The sequence below is a fragment of the Amycolatopsis sp. NPDC051716 genome, assembly GCF_040681595.1.
Taxonomy (GTDB): Bacteria; Actinomycetota; Actinomycetes; order Mycobacteriales; family Pseudonocardiaceae; genus Amycolatopsis.
The window spans coordinates 83047-99598 of record NZ_JBFAZA010000009.1 but is presented as its reverse complement, the minus strand read 5'-3'; the positions used below and the strand labels follow the sequence as shown (position 1 = coordinate 99598).

The window sequence follows — 16552 nt, the reverse complement described above, 5'->3', positions numbered from 1 at the left end:
GAATCCCAGTAAGAACACGACACGTACGGCGACGCCGCCAGGTGGGCCAGCTTCAACGGCGTCGGCCGGGTGAACAGCCGCCCCGTCAGGCCGTCCGGGGTGCGCTCCCAGATCGGGTGGACGACCCGGGATCGCGGTCTCCCCCGCCGGTCGACCGTCACCAACGTGCACCAGACGATCCGGTGCGCCACGCGCATGAACGCTTCCGCCAGCTCGGCCGGAACTCTGCTAGATTCCACAACCATGGTTGTGCATCCTAGCGCCGACACCCTCGACTTGTCACTGACCGCGCTCTTCGCGGGCTGGGCGATGACCGACGAGGTCCAGCGGCGGCTCGCCGGGCAGGGCTTCGGCGAACTCCGCTTCAACGACGGCGTCGTGATCCAGCACGTCCTGGCCGCGCCGCTGTCCATCACCGCGCTGGCCGAGCGGATGGGCGTGACCCAGCAGGCGGCGTCGAAAGCGGTCGCCGACCTCGAACGCCGGGGGCTGGTCCGCCGCGAGCCCGGCCCGGCCGACGCGCGCACGAAGCTGCTGCACCTGACGGAGCACGCGCTGGCCGCCGTCGAAGCGACGCGGGTGCTGCGGCGGGAACTCCAGGAGGAACTGATCGCGGAGCACGGCACCGAACGCGTCGACGACGCGCGTGCACTGCTGGCGGCGGTCATCGGCCGCTTCGGTGGCGGTGACGCGATCCGCGCCCGCCGCGTCCGGCCGCCACGCTGAATTACCTCCGGCGTAATCGACACCCTCGCCCGGAAGGCCGACGATCGGCGGCATGAGCGAAACCGCCGAGAACCGCCGGATCGTCGTCGACTGCCTGGAAAACCTGTTCGTGCACAAGGACTTCGACGCGGCGAAAGCCGCGCTGCACCCCGATTTCGTCACCCACAGCCCGGGTCTGCCCTCCGGCCGCGACGCGTTCGCCGACGCCGTGAAGAACTCGCCACTGGCCGGCGCGACCGCGCAGATCGAGCACGTCGTCGCGGAGAACGACCTCGTCATGGTGCACCTGCACGTGGCAGGCACGGCCATCGTCGACGTCCTGCGCGTCGAGCGCGGTCTCCTCGTCGAGCACTGGGACGTCAAGCAACCCCTCAGCGCGTGATGGCGCAGGTCCCCGACGCCGTGGCCAGCAGCTTGCCCCCGGCGTCGCGGATCTCCCCTTCCGCGAAGGCGATCCGCGACCCCTCCTTCACCACGCGGCCCGTCGCCCGGATCTCGCCGCGGCCCGCGTGGATCGCGCGCAGGTAGCTCACCTTCAGCTCCACCGAGGCGTACCCGACGCCGGCCGGCAGGGTCGTGTGGACCGCGCACCCGACCACCGAATCCAGCATCGTCGCCGCCACGCCGCCGTGGACCATGCCGATCGGGTTGTACAGCGACTCGTCCGGCTCGGCGACCGCGACGACCTCGCCGTGGCCGATGTGCTCCCAGCGCAGCCCGAAGTGCGCGGCGATCGGCGGGCCGGGGACGCGCCCCTCGGCGACGGCGGTCAGGTAGTCGAACCCGGACATGGTGGCGCCGAGCCGAGCCGTCTCCAGCGGGTCCTGCCACGTGATGGTCTTCGAACGGACCTGCGCTTCGACGTCGGTCATCCCGGCTCCTCGACTATGACAACTGTCTTAACGCCAGCGTTGCCCCCGGGGCGGGCGGCGTCAAGCGCGGCGTGACCCAGACCACCCGTGGTCCGCCCGCGCGACGGGTGGAATCATCCGGGGGTGAGCACCGACCGCAAGCTGATCGACCCGGAACGCGTCGCGGCGGCGGTCGACGGGCTCGGCGACCGCGCCGTCATCGACGAATGGGCCCGGCGCTTCTCCGTGGTCGCCGACCCGTCCCGGCTCGCCCTGCTGGTCTCCATCCACTACGCCCGCGAGATCAGCGTCACCGACCTCGCCGCGGCCACCGGCATGACCGACACCGCGGTGTCGCAGGCCCTGCGGCTGCTGCGGGCCCACGGCCTGGTCACACCGCAGCGCGTCGGCCGGGTCGTCCGGTACCGGCTCGCCGACGCGACCGTGCACGAACTGATCCACCACGTACGCCCGCATCCCCAACAACAGGTGGACCAGACCGAAGACCGGTAGCGTGCGGGCATGACGGGATTGCCCGAGACCATCACCGCCTGCCTGTTCGACCTCGACGGAGTATTGACCGGCACGGCGGTCCTCCACCGCGAGGCCTGGAAGCGGACATTCGACGAATTTCTCCGCGCCCGCGACGGCGCCGGCTTCGCGGAGTTCACCGACCACGACTACGCGGCCTTTGTGGACGGCCGCCCGCGCGCCGACGGCGTGCGGGAGTTCCTGCGGTCCCGCGGGATCGAACTGCCCGAAGGCACCCCGGACGACCCGGTGGACGCCCCCACCGTCAACGGCATCGGCAACCGCAAGAACGAACTGGTCCTCAAGATCATCGACGAGCGCGGCGTCAACCCGTACCCGGGCTCGGTGCGCTACCTCGAAGCGGCCAAGGCCGCCGGGCTGCGGATCGCCGTCGTGACGTCGTCCGCGAACGGCGCCAAGGTGCTCGACGGCGCCGATCTCAGCAAGTACGTCGAGGCGCGCATCGACGGCAACGTGATCCGCGAACGGCACCTGCGCGGCAAGCCCGCGCCGGACTCGTTCTTGGCCGGCGCCGAGGCGCTCGGCGTCGAGCCCGCGCACGCGGCCGTCTTCGAGGATGCCCAGTCCGGCGTCCAGGCGGGCAAGGCCGGCGGCTTCGGGTACGTAGTGGGCGTGAACCGCGCGGACCAAGCCGAAGAACTGCGGGCCCACGGGGCCGACATCGTCGTCGACGACCTCGCCGACCTGCTGGAGGACCGATGACCGAACCGCACGGCTACGAGTGCGCGCCATGGGAACTGCGGTGGCGCGGCATGGACGTCGACGCCCTGCAGCGCACGGAATCGGCGTTCGCCGTGTCGAACGGCCACATCGGGCTGCGCGGTACCCTCGAGGAGGCCGAGCCGCGCGGGCTGCCCGGGACGTACCTCAACGGGTTCTACGAGCAGCACGAACTCCCCTACGCCGAGGCCGGCTACGGCTACCCCGAAGAGGGCCAGACCGTCGTCAACGTGACCGACGGCAAGATCATCCGGCTGCTCGTCGAGGACGAACCGCTCGACATGCGCTACGGCGCCGCCACCGCGCACGACCGGGTCCTCGACTTCCGCACGGGGACGCTCAGCCGGACCACCGAGTGGTCGTCGCCGACCGGGCGGCGGGTCCGCGTGCGCACTGAGCGGCTCGTGTCGTTCACCCAGCGCGCGATCGCCGCGATCCGGTACGAGGTCGAGCCGCTCGACGAGGACCTGCAGCTGGTGGTCCAGTCGGACCTGCTGGCCAACGAGCCGATCGAATCCGACACGAGTGACCCGCGGGTGGCCGCCGCGCTGGAATCGCCGCTGATCGGCGAGTTCCACCGCGCGTCGGACTACAACGCCGTGCTGGTGCACCAGACCCGCCGGTCGGGGCTGCGGATGGCCGCGGCGATGGACCACAAGATCGAGGTGGACGACGGGATTCGCGCCCGCATCCACAGCGAAGAGGACCTCGCGCGGCTCACCGTCGCCGTCGACGTGCCCAAGGGCGGGCGGCTGCGGATCACCAAGTTCCTCGCCTACGGCTGGTCCGCGCAGCGCTCGGTGCCCGCGCTGCGGTCCCAGGTCGAGGCGGCGCTGGCCGGCGCCCGCCAGACGGGCTGGAAGGGCCTGCTCGCCGAGCAGCGCGAGTTCCTGGACGACTACTGGGCCACTTCGGACATCGAGATCGAGGGCGATCCCGAACTGCAGCAGGCCGTCCGCTTCGCCCTGTTCCACATCCTGCAGGCCGGGGCCCGCGGCGAGAGCCGCGCGATCGCCGGCAAGGGGCTGACCGGGCCGGGCTACGACGGGCACGCCTTCTGGGACACCGAATCCTTCGTCCTGCCGGTGCTCACCTACACCATCCCGGACGCGGCGCGCGACGCCCTCCGCTGGCGTCACTCCACAATGGACAAAGCGCGGGAACGCGCGCACCAGCTGGGGTTGCGCGGCGCGGCCTTCCCCTGGCGCTCGATCAACGGCGCCGAGTGCTCGGCGTACTGGCCGGCCGGCACGGCGGCCTTCCACGTCAGCGCGGACATCGCCGACGCCGTCCTGCGCTACCTCAACGCCACCGGCGACGAGCAGTTCGAGCGCGACTACGGCACCGAGCTGCTGCTGGAAACCGCGCGGCTGTGGGCGTCACTGGGCCACCACGACCGGCACGGCGCGTTCCGCATCGACGGCGTCACCGGGCCGGACGAGTACTCGGCGGTGGCGGACAACAACGTCTACACGAACCTGATGGCGCGGCGGAACCTGCAGGCGGCGGCGCAGTCGTGCGAGCGGCACCCCGACGTGGCCGCGCGGTTCGGCGTCGACACCGTCGAGCTGGACTCGTGGCGCGCGGCCGCGGCGGCGATGTACCTGCCCTACGACGAAGAACTCGGCGTGCACCCGCAGTCGGAGGGGTTCCTCGACCACGACGAGTGGGACTACGAGCACACCGATGCGGCGCAGTACCCGCTGCTGCTGCACTTCCCGTACTTCGACCTGTACCGCAAGCAGGTCGTCAAGCAGGCGGACCTGGTGCTGGCGCTGCACCTGTGCGGCGACTCGTTCAGCGCGGAAGAGAAGGCGCGCGACTTCGCCTACTACGAGGCGAGGACCGTGCGCGACTCCTCGCTGTCGGCCGGGACGCAGGCGGTGGTGGCCGCCGAGGTGGGGCATCTGGAGCTGGCCTACGACTACCTCGCCGAAGCCGCCCTGACCGACCTGCACGACGTGCACAACAACGTGCGCAACGGCCTGCACATGGCGTCGCTGGCCGGCGCGTGGCAGGGCGCCGTGGCCGGGTTCGGCGGCCTGCGCGACCACGGCGGAACGCTCGCGTTCGCGCCGCGGCTGCCCCCGCAACTGGGGCGGATCACCTTCCGCCTGATGTTCCGCGGCACCCGGTTCCAGGTCGAGATCGATCCCGACCAGGCCACTTACCACGTCGTCGCCGGTGCGCCCCTGGAGGTCGTGCACCACGGGGAGCGCATCACGATCACCGCGAAGCCGCAGCGGTACGCCATCCCGAAGATCGACGCCGGCACGCCGCCGAAGCAGCCACCCGGCCGCGCCCCGATGCGGCGCGACTCGGAAGCGGTGCGTCAGTACGCGGAGCCGGCCAACCCCATCACCGAGGAAGGTCGCTAGCGGCTTCGCGCCCGGGTGGGGCCTGGACGTCCTCGGTCCCACCCGGGCTCACGTCCGGGTCCGGCGCGGTCGGCACGTCGTGCGTCAGCTTGCCGGGGGTCGGGAGCTTCGGGAGCTCTTCGTCTTCATCATCGCGGCCGTGGAGGCGCTGTTGCTCGCTCATGCTTTCCGGAATACCCGGTTTTCCCGGTGACGGCCAGCGGATCAGGCCGCGTGCGTCCCCGCCGCCGCCCGCGCCTTGTCCTGCAGGGTGAGCAGCAGGCCGTCGCGGGTCGACCAGGGGCAGATCGTCACCTTGCCGCCGGCGACCGTCAGCAGTGCTTCCGCCACGATCGCGCCGGCCAGGGCCTGGTGGGCGCGGTTGCGCGAAATACCGGGCAGTTCCGCCCGCCGCGACGGCGGCAGCGCGGCGAGCCGCGGGATCCACGCGCGGAGCTCGTCGAGCCGCAGCTCCTTGCACTTGCCCGGGCGGGCGCCGGCCAGCCGCGCGAGCTGCTGCAGCACCTTGGAGCAGCCGACGACCCGGGGATCGTCGACGTCGGCGGCACCGAGCGCGGTGGTCACGACGTCGAGGGCGTGCGCGCGCAGCGCCTTGACCTGCTTGTTCGACACTCGCTCGGACGGCAGCCAGTCCCGCGTCATCGAGCGGGCCCCCAGCGGCAGCGAGCGCGCGAAGGTGGCTTTCTCGCCGGAGCCGGCGGCCAGTTCGACCGTCCCGCCGCCGATGTCGAGCACGAGCATCGGCCCGGGCTCGGCGTCGTACCACCGGCGGGCGGCCAGGTAGGTCAGTTCGGCCTCGCGGCGACCGGAGAGGAACCGCAGTTCGACACCGGTTTCGCCGGCGACGTGCCGGACGACGTCCGCCGCGTTGGCCGCGTCGCGGATCGAGGAGGTCGCGAGCGGGTAGACGTTGCTGACGCCGTGGCGGTAGGCGGTGGTCATCCCCGCGGCGACCGCGGCCGTGACGGCGTCGATGCCGCGCTCGGACAGGCGGCCGCGGACGTCGAGCTCGCGATCCAGCCGCAGCCGCGTCTGGTGGTTGACCACGGGTTCGCGGGGTGAGCCCTCCACCGGCACCACCACGAGCCGGGCGCTGAACGAACCGACGTCCAGCACGCCCACCGCGGGCTCAGCTCTTTTACGCACTGCTCGGCGCACCTCACTTCCGCCTGGTGAATATCCCCAGTTCGACGGCTCGAAACCACTAATCATGTCGGATCTCACGTGCCGCTGCCGGGCATTTCCGCGAATGAGGCCCTCCGGGGGCGCATTCCTGACGCGAAGGTCACAGTGGGATAACCCGATCGAGTGAACCCCTGTACAACTGGACACGATTCGGTAACGCCGACGGCGGCGCTGCGATTAATCGGACGTCGGAACCGGCGTGGAGCAGGGGAAAGAGATGCAACGGCCCGAGCAGTTCGTGCGGCCGGCCGCCGTCGTGCTCGCGGTCGTGGCCGGGCTCGGCTGCGTCCTCCTCGGCGTGACGTCGGTGCTCGCACCGGCGCCCGCGGCCGCCCCGGCCGCGGACCGCCCCGAGGCCGCCGGAGCCCCGCCGGCGGTGGTGCTGATCCCGGACCTGGGCCTGACGCTCGACCACGTGGTCGCCCTCGGCCACGTCGGCGGCCGCCGCGAGCAGCCGGGCACGGCATCGGGCGTGGGCTGGTTCGCCGACGGGCCGCCGCCGGGAGCACCCGGGGTGGCGGTGTTGTCGGCCCACGCGAGCTTCGGCTACGCGGCCGGCGCGTTCGCCCGGTTGGACAAGCTCCCGCCGAAAGCGGCGATCACGGTCCGCGACGCGAGGGGCCGCGAGTCCAGGTTCACGGTCCGCAAGACGGCGGTGTTCCCGGCGACCGAGCCGGACACGACGCTGGTGGCACCGGAGGGAACGGGGCCGGAGCTGCGGCTGATCACGAGCGACGGAACGTACGACAGTGCCGGTCTCGGCGGCACGCGGGTCGCGGTCTACGCAACCCTGGATTAGGTCTACGCAACCCTGGGTCAACGGCGGTCACGGCGATCACCGCAGCCGTGCGGCTGCGGCCTCCGGCAGCGCACGCACCCCACCCGACCTCACGGCCGCTGCCTTCCCGCAGCGCACACCTCGCCCCGCCCCACCGGCCCAGCGACTGGAGGGCCGCAACCACCCGCCACCAACCTCGCGGCCGCCGCCCTTCCCGCAGCGCGCGCACCTCACCCGACTCGGCCGGCCCAGCGGCGGCGCGAGACATCCAGCCCCTCAAACGCGCGAAGGCCACCTCGAGGACCTTTCCCCAAGGTGGCCGCCGCGCGTCGGACTCAGTCGATCAGCTCGCGCAGCTGGGACACCGCCGCCACGCGGGCCTCGCGGCCGGGCTGCAGCGGGTTCACCACCAGCGTCGTCGCGCCCGCCTCGGCGAAGGCCGCCAGGCGCTCCTTCACGTAGCCCGCCGGGCCGACCAGGGAAATCGCGCGCAGCAGCTCGGCCGGGACCGCCGCCGCCGCTTCTTCCTTCTTGCCGTCCAGGTACAGGTCCTGGATCAGCTTGGCCTCCGCCTCGTAGCCGTAGCGGCAGGCCAGGTCGTTGTAGAAGTTCTTGCCCCGGGCACCCATCCCGCCGATGTACAGGGCCAGGACCGGGCGCACGTAGTCGAGCAACGGCTCCACGTCGTCACCGATGGCCAGGGCCACCGTGACGAACGTTTCCAGCTCGCCCAGTGCCGCGTCGCGCTTGGCCTTGCCCTCGGCCAGGGAGGCGCCCCAGACGTCGGCGGCCCTCTCCGGGTGGAAGAAGATCGGCTGCCAGCCCTCGGCGATCTCGGCCGTCAGCGCGACGTTCTTCGGCCCGATCGAGGCCAGCAGCACCGGGATCCGCTCCCGCACCGGGTGGTTGATCAGCTTGAGCGGCTTGCCGAGCCCGGTGCCCTGCTCGGGCGGCAGCGGAATCGTGTAGTGCTTGCCCTCGTGCACCACGCGCTCGCGGCGCCACACCTGGCGGCAGACCTCGACGATCTCCCGCGTGCGGCCCAGCGGCGCGTCGTACTTCACGCCGTGGAACCCCTCGATGACCTGCGGGCCGGACGCCCCGAGCCCGAGGATGAACCGGCCGTCGGAGACGAAGTCGAGGCCGGCCGCGGTCATCGCGGTCAGCGTCGGCGTGCGGGTGTAGATCTGGAAGATGCCGGACGCCAGCTGGACGCGCTCGGTCTTCGCGGCCAGGTAGCCGAGCTGGCTGACCGCGTCGAACGAGTACGCCTCCGGTACGAAGACGACGTCGAGGCCGGCCTTCTCCAGTTCGACGACGTCGGCGACGCTTTCGGCGAAGCCTCCGGAGTAGCTGATGCCGGTCCCGATCCTCATGGGCGTCCTCCCGTGGTGAGCAAGCGCTTAGTCGCCGTCATTATGCGCGCTCCCCGGCCCGTTCCGGTGTGCGCACCGCCACTTCTGGCTCGGTTCAGCCCGGAACCACCGTCCCCCGCACGTCGCCGAAGCCGATGCGCGTGCCGTTCGGGCCGGGCGCGGTCGCGCCGATCACCACTTCGTCGCCGTCCTCGAGGAACGTCCGCGTCACGCCGCCGGGCAGCTCCAGCGGCTCCTGGCCGCCCCAGGACAGCTCCAGGAACGAGCCTCGCTGGTCAGGCTCCGGGCCGGTCACCGTGCCCGAGGCGAAGAGATCGCCGGTGCGCAGGCTCGCGCCGTTGACCGTCATGTGCGCGAGCTGCTGCGGGGCCGTCCAGTACTGCGTCGCGAACGGCGGGCTCGACACCAGGTGGCCGTTGAGGCGGATCTCCAGCGCCAGGTCCAGCCCCCACTTTTCGGAGGTCCGGAGGTATTCGAACGGCTCCGGGTCCTGCGGCGGGCCGTCGACGCGCGCGTGCTCCAGCGCGGCCAGCGGGACGATCCACGGCGACACCGACGTCGCGAACGACTTGCCGAGGAACGGGCCCAGCGGCTGGTACTCCCAGGCCTGGATGTCGCGCGCCGACCAGTCATTGACGAGGCAGACGCCGAACACGTGGTCCGCGAAGTCCGCTGTGGACACCCTGGTGCCCACAGTGGACGGAGTGCCGACGACGAACCCGACCTCCGCCTCGATGTCCAGCCGCTGAGACGGGCCGAACGACGGGGCATCGGCGTTGCGGGGCTTGCGCTGCCCGTGCGGCCGGACGACCGGCGTTCCGGACGCCACGACCGTGCCCGCCCGGCCGTGGTAGCCGATCGGCAGGTGCTTCCAGTTGGGCGGGAGCTCGGTCGCGTCCGGGCGGAAGATCTTGCCGGCGTTGAGGGCGTGGTGCTCGCTGGAGTAGAAGTCGACGTAGTCGGCGACCTCGAACGCAAGGTGCGTGGTCACCTCGGCCAGGGGCACGAGGTGCGGCCGGAGCTGGTCGGCGTAGCGGCGTTCGGTCAGCCACCTGGTGACGCTCTCGCGGACTTCGCGCCAGGTGGCGGCCCCGGCGGCGAGCAGCGGGTTGAGCACCCCGGAAGTGAGCAGCGGGGCGAACGCGGCGGCGGTCCCGGCGGCCGCGGCGGTCAGGTCGAGCACCTGATCGCCGACCGGCACGCCGATCCGCCGCTCGGGCGCGCCGCCGACGGAGAAGACGCCGTAGGGCAGGTTGTCCAGGCCGAACGGTGTGTCGTCGGCGAGTTCGAGCCAGGTCACAGTCACTCCTCGTCCCGGGCGGCCCGCGCCGCCACCCACTCGGCCACCACGTCCGCCAGGACCGGCAGCGGCAGGGTTCCGCTGCCCAGCACCGTGTCATGGAACTCGCGGATGTCGAACGCCTCGCCCAGCGCCTGCTCGGCCTCGGCGCGCAGCCGCTGGATCTCCAGGCGGCCCACCATGTAGCCGAGCGCCTGGCCCGGCAGGCCCGCGTACCGGTCGATCTCCGCCTCGATCTCGATCCGGGCCATCGGCGTGTGCTCGACCAGGTAGTCGACCGCCTGCTGCCGGCTCCAGCCCAGCGCGTGCAGGCCCGTGTCCACCACCAGCCGCGCCGCGCGCATCGAATCCTGCGTCAGCAGGCCGAGCCTCGCCGTGTTGTCCGAGTACAGCCCCATCTCGTCCGCGAGCCGCTCGGCGTACAGCCCCCAGCCCTCCGCGTACGCGTTGAACATGCCGATGCGGCGCAGCATCGGCACGCCGGTGAGCTGCTGGGCGAGCGTCAGCTGGAAGTGGTGGCCCGGCACGGCTTCGTGGAAGGCGACGGACTCGCTCAGCGTGCGCTGCCGCTGGTCCGCCTCGCGCGTGTTGGCGTAGTACGTGCCCGGCCGCGAACCGTCGAGCGACGGCTCGATGTAGTAGGCGATCGAGCCGCTTTCGGCCTCCGCGTCGGGCACCGGCGCGACCTGGCACCGCTGCTCCGGTATGCGCGAGAACCACTGGGGCGCCGCGGCTTCCGCCCGCTTGATCGTCGCGCGGGCGGACTCCAGCAGTTCGTCGCCGTCCCGCCAGCGCAGCGCCGGGTCCGTGCGGATCCGCTCGAAGATCTCCGCGAGCTCGGTGGTGCCGAACAGCTCGGCGCCCAGCTCGCGGTACTCCCCCGCCAGCCGTTCGATGATCGCCAGGCCGGTGTCGTGCAGCTCCCGCGGCGTGCGTTCGGTCGTCGTCTCGGCCCGGATCAGCGCCGCGTAGCGCTCCGGCCCGCCCGGCAGGTCGCCGATTCCCGGCGACGTCTCGGGCCGGGCCACCGGGACGACCTCGTCGGCCAGGAAGTCCCGGTACCGCCGGTAGGCCGGCCACACGACTTCGGCCAGCAACCGGTCGCGCTCGGCTTCCCGGCCGCGGACCGGCACCTTCAGCGGGTCGCTCTCCGGGGCGGCGAGGTACCGCTCGACGTAGCCGACGCCGATGCGCGCCAGGAACGCCGGCGGCGTCAGGCCCTCGGCAAGCGCCGCCCGCTGCCGCTCGATCACCTGGTCCAGGTAGGTGCCGATGGCGGCGAGCCGGTTCAGGTAGCCGCGCACCTTGACGTCGTCGTCGAGGATCGTCTGCGGCAGCTCGGTGAGCAGGCTGAGGGCCGGTGCGTCCAGCCCGTCGCTCACCGCGATGTCGGCCCGGCCGGAGTCGAGCAGGTCGAGCTGGGTGCGGGCCTGCCAGATCACGACGTCCCGGGTGACGCGTTCGGCCGAGGTCAGCCCGGCCGGGTCGATCGCCTCGGCACGCGCGATGACGCCGCTGAGCCCGGCGCGGAACCGGGCGGCGGCTTCGGCGGTCTGGTCGGCGAGCTTGTCGTGCGTCCCCGGCAAGCCGTGCACCGACGGAAGCAGCGGCTGCGCCTCGAACATCAGCTCCAGGCACTCGTCGGCGAGCTTGCCCGGCGTGTCACGGCGCTGCGCCACCCACTCGGCGACCACGCCGGACAGCACCGGCAGCGGCAGGGTCCCGCTGCCCAGCACGACGTCGTGGAACTCGCGGATGTCGAACGCCTCCCCCAGCGCCTGCTCGGCCTCGGCGCGCAGCCGCTGGATCTCCAGGCGGCCCACCATGTAACCCAGCGCCTGGCCGGGACCGGCGGCGTACCGGTCGATCTCCGCCTCGATCTCGAGCCGGGCCATCGGCGTGTGCTCGGCGAGGTAGTCGACGGCCTGCTGCCGGCTCCACCCGAGCGCGTGCAGGCCCGTGTCGACGACCAGCCGGCCCGCCCGCATCGAGTCCTGGGTCAGCATGCCCAGCCGCGACACGTCGTCGGAGTACAGGCCCATCTCGTCGGCCAGCCGCTCGGCGTAGAGCCCCCAGCCCTCGCCGTAGGCGTTGACGTGCACGATCCGGCGCAGCAGCGGCAGGCCGGTGAGGCCCTGGGCGAGGCACTGCTGGAAGTGGTGCCCCGGCACGGCTTCGTGGAACGCGATCGCCTCGCTGGTGAACCGCGGCCGCTTCGCCGCTTCGTGCGTGTTCGCGTAGTAGACGCCCGGGCGCGTGCCGTCGAGCGACGGCCGCAGGTAGTACGCGATCGTGCCGCTGGTGGCCTCGGCCGCCGGGACCGGCGCGACCTGGCACTGCTGCTCAGGCACCCGCGAAAACCACTGCCCGGCCACGGCTTCCGCGCGGGTGATGGCGGCCCGGGCGCCGGCCAGCAGCTCTTCGCCGTCCCGCCAGCGCAGCGCGGGGTCGGTCCGGATCCGGTCGAAGATCTCCCCGAGATCGGTGGTGCCGAACAGCTTCCCGCCCAGCTCGCGGTACTCGCCGGCGAGTTTCTCGATCAGCGCCAGCCCGGTTTCGTGCAGCTCCTGGGCCGTGCGCTCGGTGGTCGTCTCGACGCGGATCAGCGCGGCGTACCGCTCCGGCCCGCCCGGCAGGGCACCGATGCCCGGCGACGTCTCGGGCCGGGCCACCGGCGCGACCTCGTCGGCCAGGAACGCGCGATAACGCGCGTACGCGGGCCGGACCACCTCGGCGAGCAGGCGATCGCGCTCGGCCTCGAAGCCCTCGAGCGCATACGGCGGTGTCACCCGCAGCGGGTCGCTCTCCGGCGCGCCGAGGTAGCGGTCGACGTACTCGATGCCGATGCGCACCAGGAAGCCCGGCGGCACCAGCCCTGCGCCCACCGCCGCGCGCTGCCGGTCGATCAGCGCGTCGAGGTAGCCGCCCAGGCCCGCGAGCCGGCTCAGGTAGCCGTGGACCTTCGGCTCGTCGTCCAGGACCGTCTGCGGCAGGTAGAGCAGCAGTTGCAGCGCGGGCGAGCCGAGCCCGTCACTGACCGAGATGTCGGCGCGGCCGGAATCCAGCTCGTCGATGGCCGCTTTCGCCTGGGAGAGCACGACTTCCAAGGTGACGCGCTCGTCGGCGGGCAACCCGGTGGTGTCGAGGGCTTCGGCGCGCGCGGCGATCGCCGCGTACCCGGCTCGGAGCCGCGCCTGGGCTTCGGCACCCGGATCGGGCAGCTTGCCGTGGTCGCCGGGCAGGCCGAACACCGACGGGTACAGCGGCTGCCGTTCGAAGTGCAGCGCGACCAGCTCGTCGGCCAGCCGGCCGGGTGTGTCGAGCCGGCCGGCCACCCAGTCCTCGACCACCTTGGCCAGCGCGGACAGCGGCAGCATGCCGTGACCGAGCACGACTTCGTGGAACCCGCGGATGTCGAAGCGCTCGCCCAGCGCCTGCTCTGCCTCGGCGCGCAGCCGCTGGATCTCCAGCCGCCCCACCATGTAGCCCAGCGCCTGCGCGGGCCAGCCGATGTACCGGTCGATCTCCGCTTCGATCTCCAGCGGCGCCATCGGCGTGTGGTCGGTCAGGAAGTCGATCGCCTGTTGCCGGCTCCAGCCCAGCGCGTGCAGCCCGGTGTCGACGACCAGCCGGCCCGCCCGCATCGAGTCCTGCGTGAGCATGCCGAACCGCGAGACGTCGTCGGAGTACAGGCCCATCTCGTCGGCCAGCCGCTCGGCGTACAGGCCCCAGCCCTCGGCGTAGGCGTTGAACATGCCGATCCGCCGCAGCAGCGGCAGGTCCCGCAGCTCCTGGGCCAGGCTGAGCTGGAAGTGGTGCCCGGGCACGGCTTCGTGGAACGCGATCGCCTCGCTGGTGAAGCGCGGGCGCTTCGCCGCCTCGTGGGTGTTCGCGTAGTACGTGCCCGGCCGTGATCCGTCGAGCGAGGGCTGGAGGTAGTACGCGATCGTGCCGCTCGCCGCGTCGGCTTCCGGCACCGGCGCGACCTCGCACTTCTCCGCCGGGATGCGGGAAAACCACTGCGGCGCCACGGCTTCGGCCCGCGCGATGGCGTCCCGGGCCGCGGACAGCAGCTCCTCCCCGTCGCGCCAGCGCAGGGCCGGATCGGTGCGCAGGTGCTCGAAGATCTCGCCGAGCTCGGTGGTGCCGAACACCTTCGCGCCGAGTTCGCGGTACTCGCCGGCGAGCTTCCCGATCAGCGCCAGCCCGGTTTCGTGCAGCTCCTGTGCCGTCCGCTCGGTGGTCGTCTCCGCGCGGATCAGCGCGGCGTACCGCTCGGCCCCGCCCGGCACGTGGGAGATCCCGGGTGCGGTGTCGGGGCGCCCGGCGGGCTCGACCTCCGTGCGCAGGAAGTCCCGGTACCGCGCGTACGCCGGGCGGACCACCTCGGCGAGCAGCCTGTCCCGCTCGGCCTCGAAGCCCTCGACGGCCGCCGTCGTCCCCAGCTTCAGCGGGTCGGTGTCCGGCGCCGAGAGGTAGCGGTCGACGTACTCGACGCCGACGCGGGCCAGGTACGCCGGCGGCACCAGCCCTTCGGCCAGGCTCTCGCGCAGCCGCTCGGTCAGGTCGGCGAGGAACGGCTCGATCGCGCCGAGCCGGGTCAGGTAGCCGCGCGCCTTCTTCTCGTCGTCCAGCTTGTAGTACGGCAGGGCCATCAGCAGCCCGAGCGCGGGCGAAGTGAGCCCGTCGCTGACCGCGATGTCGGCGGTCCGCGCGCCGAGCCGGTCGGCCTCGACTTCGGCCGAGGCGATCACGACTTCGCGCGTCACCGCTTCTTCCGGCGTCAGGTCGCCGGTGGGGAGCGCCCGCGCGCGGGCGGCGAGATCCGTGTAGGCCGCCCGGAACCGTTCCTGCGCTTCCCGCGTCTGGTCGGCGAGCCGGTCGTGGTCGCCGGGCAGGCCGAGGATCGACGGGTTCAGCGGCTCCTGCTCGAAGGACAGCTCGACGAGCTCGCTCGCGAGGCCATCGACGGTGTCGCCGTGCCCGGCCACCCACTCGTCGACGACGGTGGCGAGCACCGAGAGCGGCAGCGGGCCGCCGGCCAGCACGAGGTCGTGGAACGCGCGGACGTCGAACCGCGAGCCGAGCCGCTGCCCGGCGCGGGCCCGGGCGCGCTGGATTTCCAGCCGCCCCACCAGGTACCCGAGCGCCTGGCCCGGCCACGCGATGTACCGGTCGACCTCGGACTCGACCTCGGCGCGTGACTCCGGCGTGTACTCCAGCAGGTAGTCGATCGCCTGCTGCCGGCTCCACCCCAGCGCGTGCAGCCCGGTGTCGACCACCAGCCGGCCCGCCCGCAGCGAGTCGCCCGCCAGCATGCCGAGGCGGGCGATGTCGTCGGAGTAGAGCCCCATTTCGTCGGCGAGGCGCTCGCTGTAGAGGCCCCAGCCCTCGATGTAGGCGTTGAACATGCCGATGCGGCGCAGCAGCGGCAGCTCGGTGCGGCCCTGCGCGATGCTGAGCTGGAAGTGGTGGCCCGGCACGGCTTCGTGGAACGCGGTCGTTTCGGCCATGTGCCGGAGCCGCTCGGTGGCTTCGTGGGTGTTCGCGAAGTAGATGCCCGGCCGCGAACCGTCGGCGGCCGGGCGCAGGTAGTACGCCGCGGGCGCGCCGGGCGCGACCTCCGCCGGCACGGCTTCGACCGTGCACTGCTGCTCCGGGATCCGGCCGAACCACTTCGGGGCTTCCGCGGCCGCGCGGGCGACGGCGGTGCGGGCGGTCTCCAGCAGCTCCTCCGCACCGCGCCAGCGCAGCGCCGGGTCGGTGCGCAGGCGCGCGAAGATCTCGGCGAGGTCGTCGGTGCCGTACACCTTCAGCCCCAGCTCGCGGTACTCGGCGGCGAGCGCCTCGATGGTGTCGAGGCCGATCCGGTGCAGCTCTTCCGGGGTGAGCCCGGTGGTCGTGTGCATCCGGGCCAAGCGCGTGTAGGTCTCGTCCCCGCCCGGCAGCCACGACAGGCCCGGCCGGTCCGCGGGCCGTCCGTGCGGCTTCACCTCGGTGGCCAGGAACTCGCGGTACCCGGCGAAAGCCGGGCGGACGACGTCAGCGAGCAGTTGCTCCCGCCGCCGCTCGAACTCCTCGTCCGGCGCGGACTGGCGGCGCAGCGGGTCGGCGCCGGGATCGGCGAGGTAGCGGTCGAGGTGCGCGATCGCGGCGTCGACCAGGTGGGCCACCGGGAGCAGGCCGTCGGCGATGCCGTCGGCGTGCCGCCGCGCGGCCTGGCGCAGGTAGTCGGGGATCGCGGCCAGCCGGCCGAGCTGGGCTTCCGCGGCCTCGCCCGGCGTCACCGTCGTCATCGGCAACGCCAGGAGCAGGCCGGCCGCGATCCCGACGGAGAGGTCGGTGACGGTGAACTCGGTCATCCGGCTGTCGATCGCCGCGATGCGGTTTTCGGCCGTGGTGATCAGGACTTCGCGGGTGACGCGGTCCTCGGCCGGCAGGCCCTCGGTCTCCAGCGCGCGGGCCCGGCCGAGGAACTCCGTGAGCCGGGCCCGGAACGCCCGCTCGGCCTCGGCGGACAGGTCCGCCAGGCCGGGCGCCGCCGGCCGCAGGCCCAGCAGCGCCGGCGTCAGCGGATCGGCGGCGAACAGCGCTTCGACGAACTCGTCGGCGAGTTCGGTGACCGCGGTCATGGCAGGACCCCCAGCTTCGGCTGATGTGCTCACGGCCGACCCTAACGGAGATCA

The 16552-nt window shown here is 72.5% G+C and carries 12 protein-coding genes; 6 read left to right on the top strand and 6 right to left on the bottom strand.

Features of this window, described 5'->3' with window-relative positions; genetic code table 11:
• The first annotated feature begins 243 nt into the window (after nucleotides 1-243).
• Both AB0M30_RS14555 and AB0M30_RS14550 read left to right on the top strand, forming a co-directional pair.
• Nucleotides 244-726, top strand: a complete 483-nt coding sequence (locus tag AB0M30_RS14555) for a MarR family transcriptional regulator (RefSeq protein WP_364584193.1) — start codon at nucleotides 244-246, stop codon at nucleotides 724-726.
• Between the two features lie 52 nt (nucleotides 727-778).
• Nucleotides 779-1108, top strand: coding sequence for an ester cyclase (locus AB0M30_RS14550; protein WP_364584192.1), 330 nt, complete (start codon nucleotides 779-781; stop codon nucleotides 1106-1108).
• On the opposite strand, the gene AB0M30_RS14545 is transcribed toward AB0M30_RS14550, so the two are convergent.
• A complete protein-coding gene (locus tag AB0M30_RS14545; protein ID WP_364584190.1) occupies nucleotides 1098-1598 on the bottom strand; it encodes a PaaI family thioesterase in 501 nt (166 codons plus the stop codon). The genes AB0M30_RS14550 and AB0M30_RS14545 overlap by 11 nt on opposite strands.
• A 123-nt stretch (nucleotides 1599-1721) precedes the next feature.
• On the opposite strand from AB0M30_RS14545, the gene AB0M30_RS14540 reads away from it, so the two are divergent.
• The 3 genes from AB0M30_RS14540 to AB0M30_RS14530 are packed head-to-tail and all read left to right on the top strand — an operon-like array spanning nucleotide 1722 to nucleotide 5227.
• The gene (locus tag AB0M30_RS14540) at nucleotides 1722-2090 is read left to right on the top strand and encodes a metalloregulator ArsR/SmtB family transcription factor (protein ID WP_364584188.1); all 369 of its coding nucleotides are present in this window, start codon (nucleotides 1722-1724) and stop codon (nucleotides 2088-2090) included.
• A gap of 9 nt (nucleotides 2091-2099) precedes the next feature.
• The gene (locus AB0M30_RS14535) at nucleotides 2100-2831 is read left to right on the top strand and encodes a beta-phosphoglucomutase family hydrolase (RefSeq protein ID WP_364584185.1); all 732 of its coding nucleotides are present in this window, start codon (nucleotides 2100-2102) and stop codon (nucleotides 2829-2831) included.
• On the top strand, nucleotides 2828-5227 hold the full coding sequence (locus tag AB0M30_RS14530; RefSeq protein WP_364584183.1) for a glycosyl hydrolase family 65 protein: 2400 nt from the start codon (nucleotides 2828-2830) through the stop codon (nucleotides 5225-5227). The genes AB0M30_RS14535 and AB0M30_RS14530 overlap by 4 nt, the downstream gene beginning before the upstream one ends.
• On the opposite strand, the gene AB0M30_RS14525 is transcribed toward AB0M30_RS14530, so the two are convergent.
• Nucleotides 5208-5390 (bottom strand): hypothetical protein, encoded by a 183-nt coding sequence (locus tag AB0M30_RS14525; RefSeq protein ID WP_014466904.1) that lies wholly within the window; start codon nucleotides 5388-5390, stop codon nucleotides 5208-5210. The genes AB0M30_RS14530 and AB0M30_RS14525 overlap by 20 nt on opposite strands.
• Before the next feature lie 41 nt (nucleotides 5391-5431).
• Nucleotides 5432-6373: an exopolyphosphatase gene (locus AB0M30_RS14520; RefSeq protein WP_364584181.1), complete on the bottom strand. Its 942-nt coding sequence runs from the start codon at nucleotides 6371-6373 to the stop codon at nucleotides 5432-5434.
• A gap of 256 nt (nucleotides 6374-6629) precedes the next feature.
• Here AB0M30_RS14520 and AB0M30_RS14515 point away from each other — a divergent pair, with 256 nt between their 5' ends.
• Nucleotides 6630-7211: a class F sortase gene (locus AB0M30_RS14515; RefSeq protein ID WP_364584179.1), complete on the top strand. Its 582-nt coding sequence runs from the start codon at nucleotides 6630-6632 to the stop codon at nucleotides 7209-7211.
• A 314-nt stretch (nucleotides 7212-7525) separates the two neighbouring features.
• Here the strand turns inward: AB0M30_RS14515 and AB0M30_RS14510 are convergent, their stop codons facing one another.
• The 3 genes from AB0M30_RS14510 to AB0M30_RS14500 all read right to left on the bottom strand — a co-directional run bounded on the left by AB0M30_RS14510 (nucleotide 7526) and on the right by AB0M30_RS14500 (nucleotide 16498).
• Nucleotides 7526-8566 carry an LLM class F420-dependent oxidoreductase gene (locus tag AB0M30_RS14510; RefSeq protein WP_103341893.1) on the bottom strand — a complete coding sequence of 347 codons (1041 nt, stop codon included), beginning with the start codon at nucleotides 8564-8566 and terminating at the stop codon, nucleotides 7526-7528.
• A 94-nt stretch (nucleotides 8567-8660) separates the two neighbouring features.
• Nucleotides 8661-9872 (bottom strand): fumarylacetoacetase, encoded by a 1212-nt coding sequence (gene fahA / locus AB0M30_RS14505; RefSeq protein WP_364584176.1) that lies wholly within the window; start codon nucleotides 9870-9872, stop codon nucleotides 8661-8663.
• Nucleotides 9869-16498, bottom strand: a complete 6630-nt coding sequence (locus tag AB0M30_RS14500; protein ID WP_364584174.1) for a DUF885 domain-containing protein — start codon at nucleotides 16496-16498, stop codon at nucleotides 9869-9871. The genes fahA and AB0M30_RS14500 overlap by 4 nt, the downstream gene beginning before the upstream one ends.
• Between the last annotated feature and the right edge of the window lie 54 nt (nucleotides 16499-16552).

Coding starts and splice junctions, on each gene's coding strand:
- AB0M30_RS14500 (WP_364584174.1), bottom strand. CDS start 16,498: ATGACCGCGGTCACCGAACTCGCCGACGAGTTCGTCGAAGCGCTGTTC.
- AB0M30_RS14535 (WP_364584185.1), top strand. CDS start 2,100: ATGACGGGATTGCCCGAGACCATCACCGCCTGCCTGTTCGACCTCGAC.
- AB0M30_RS14510 (WP_103341893.1), bottom strand. CDS start 8,566: ATGAGGATCGGGACCGGCATCAGCTACTCCGGAGGCTTCGCCGAAAGC.
- AB0M30_RS14530 (WP_364584183.1), top strand. CDS start 2,828: ATGACCGAACCGCACGGCTACGAGTGCGCGCCATGGGAACTGCGGTGG.
- AB0M30_RS14515 (WP_364584179.1), top strand. CDS start 6,630: ATGCAACGGCCCGAGCAGTTCGTGCGGCCGGCCGCCGTCGTGCTCGCG.
- AB0M30_RS14550 (WP_364584192.1), top strand. CDS start 779: ATGAGCGAAACCGCCGAGAACCGCCGGATCGTCGTCGACTGCCTGGAA.
- AB0M30_RS14525 (WP_014466904.1), bottom strand. CDS start 5,390: ATGAGCGAGCAACAGCGCCTCCACGGCCGCGATGATGAAGACGAAGAG.
- AB0M30_RS14555 (WP_364584193.1), top strand. CDS start 244: ATGGTTGTGCATCCTAGCGCCGACACCCTCGACTTGTCACTGACCGCG.
- AB0M30_RS14545 (WP_364584190.1), bottom strand. CDS start 1,598: ATGACCGACGTCGAAGCGCAGGTCCGTTCGAAGACCATCACGTGGCAG.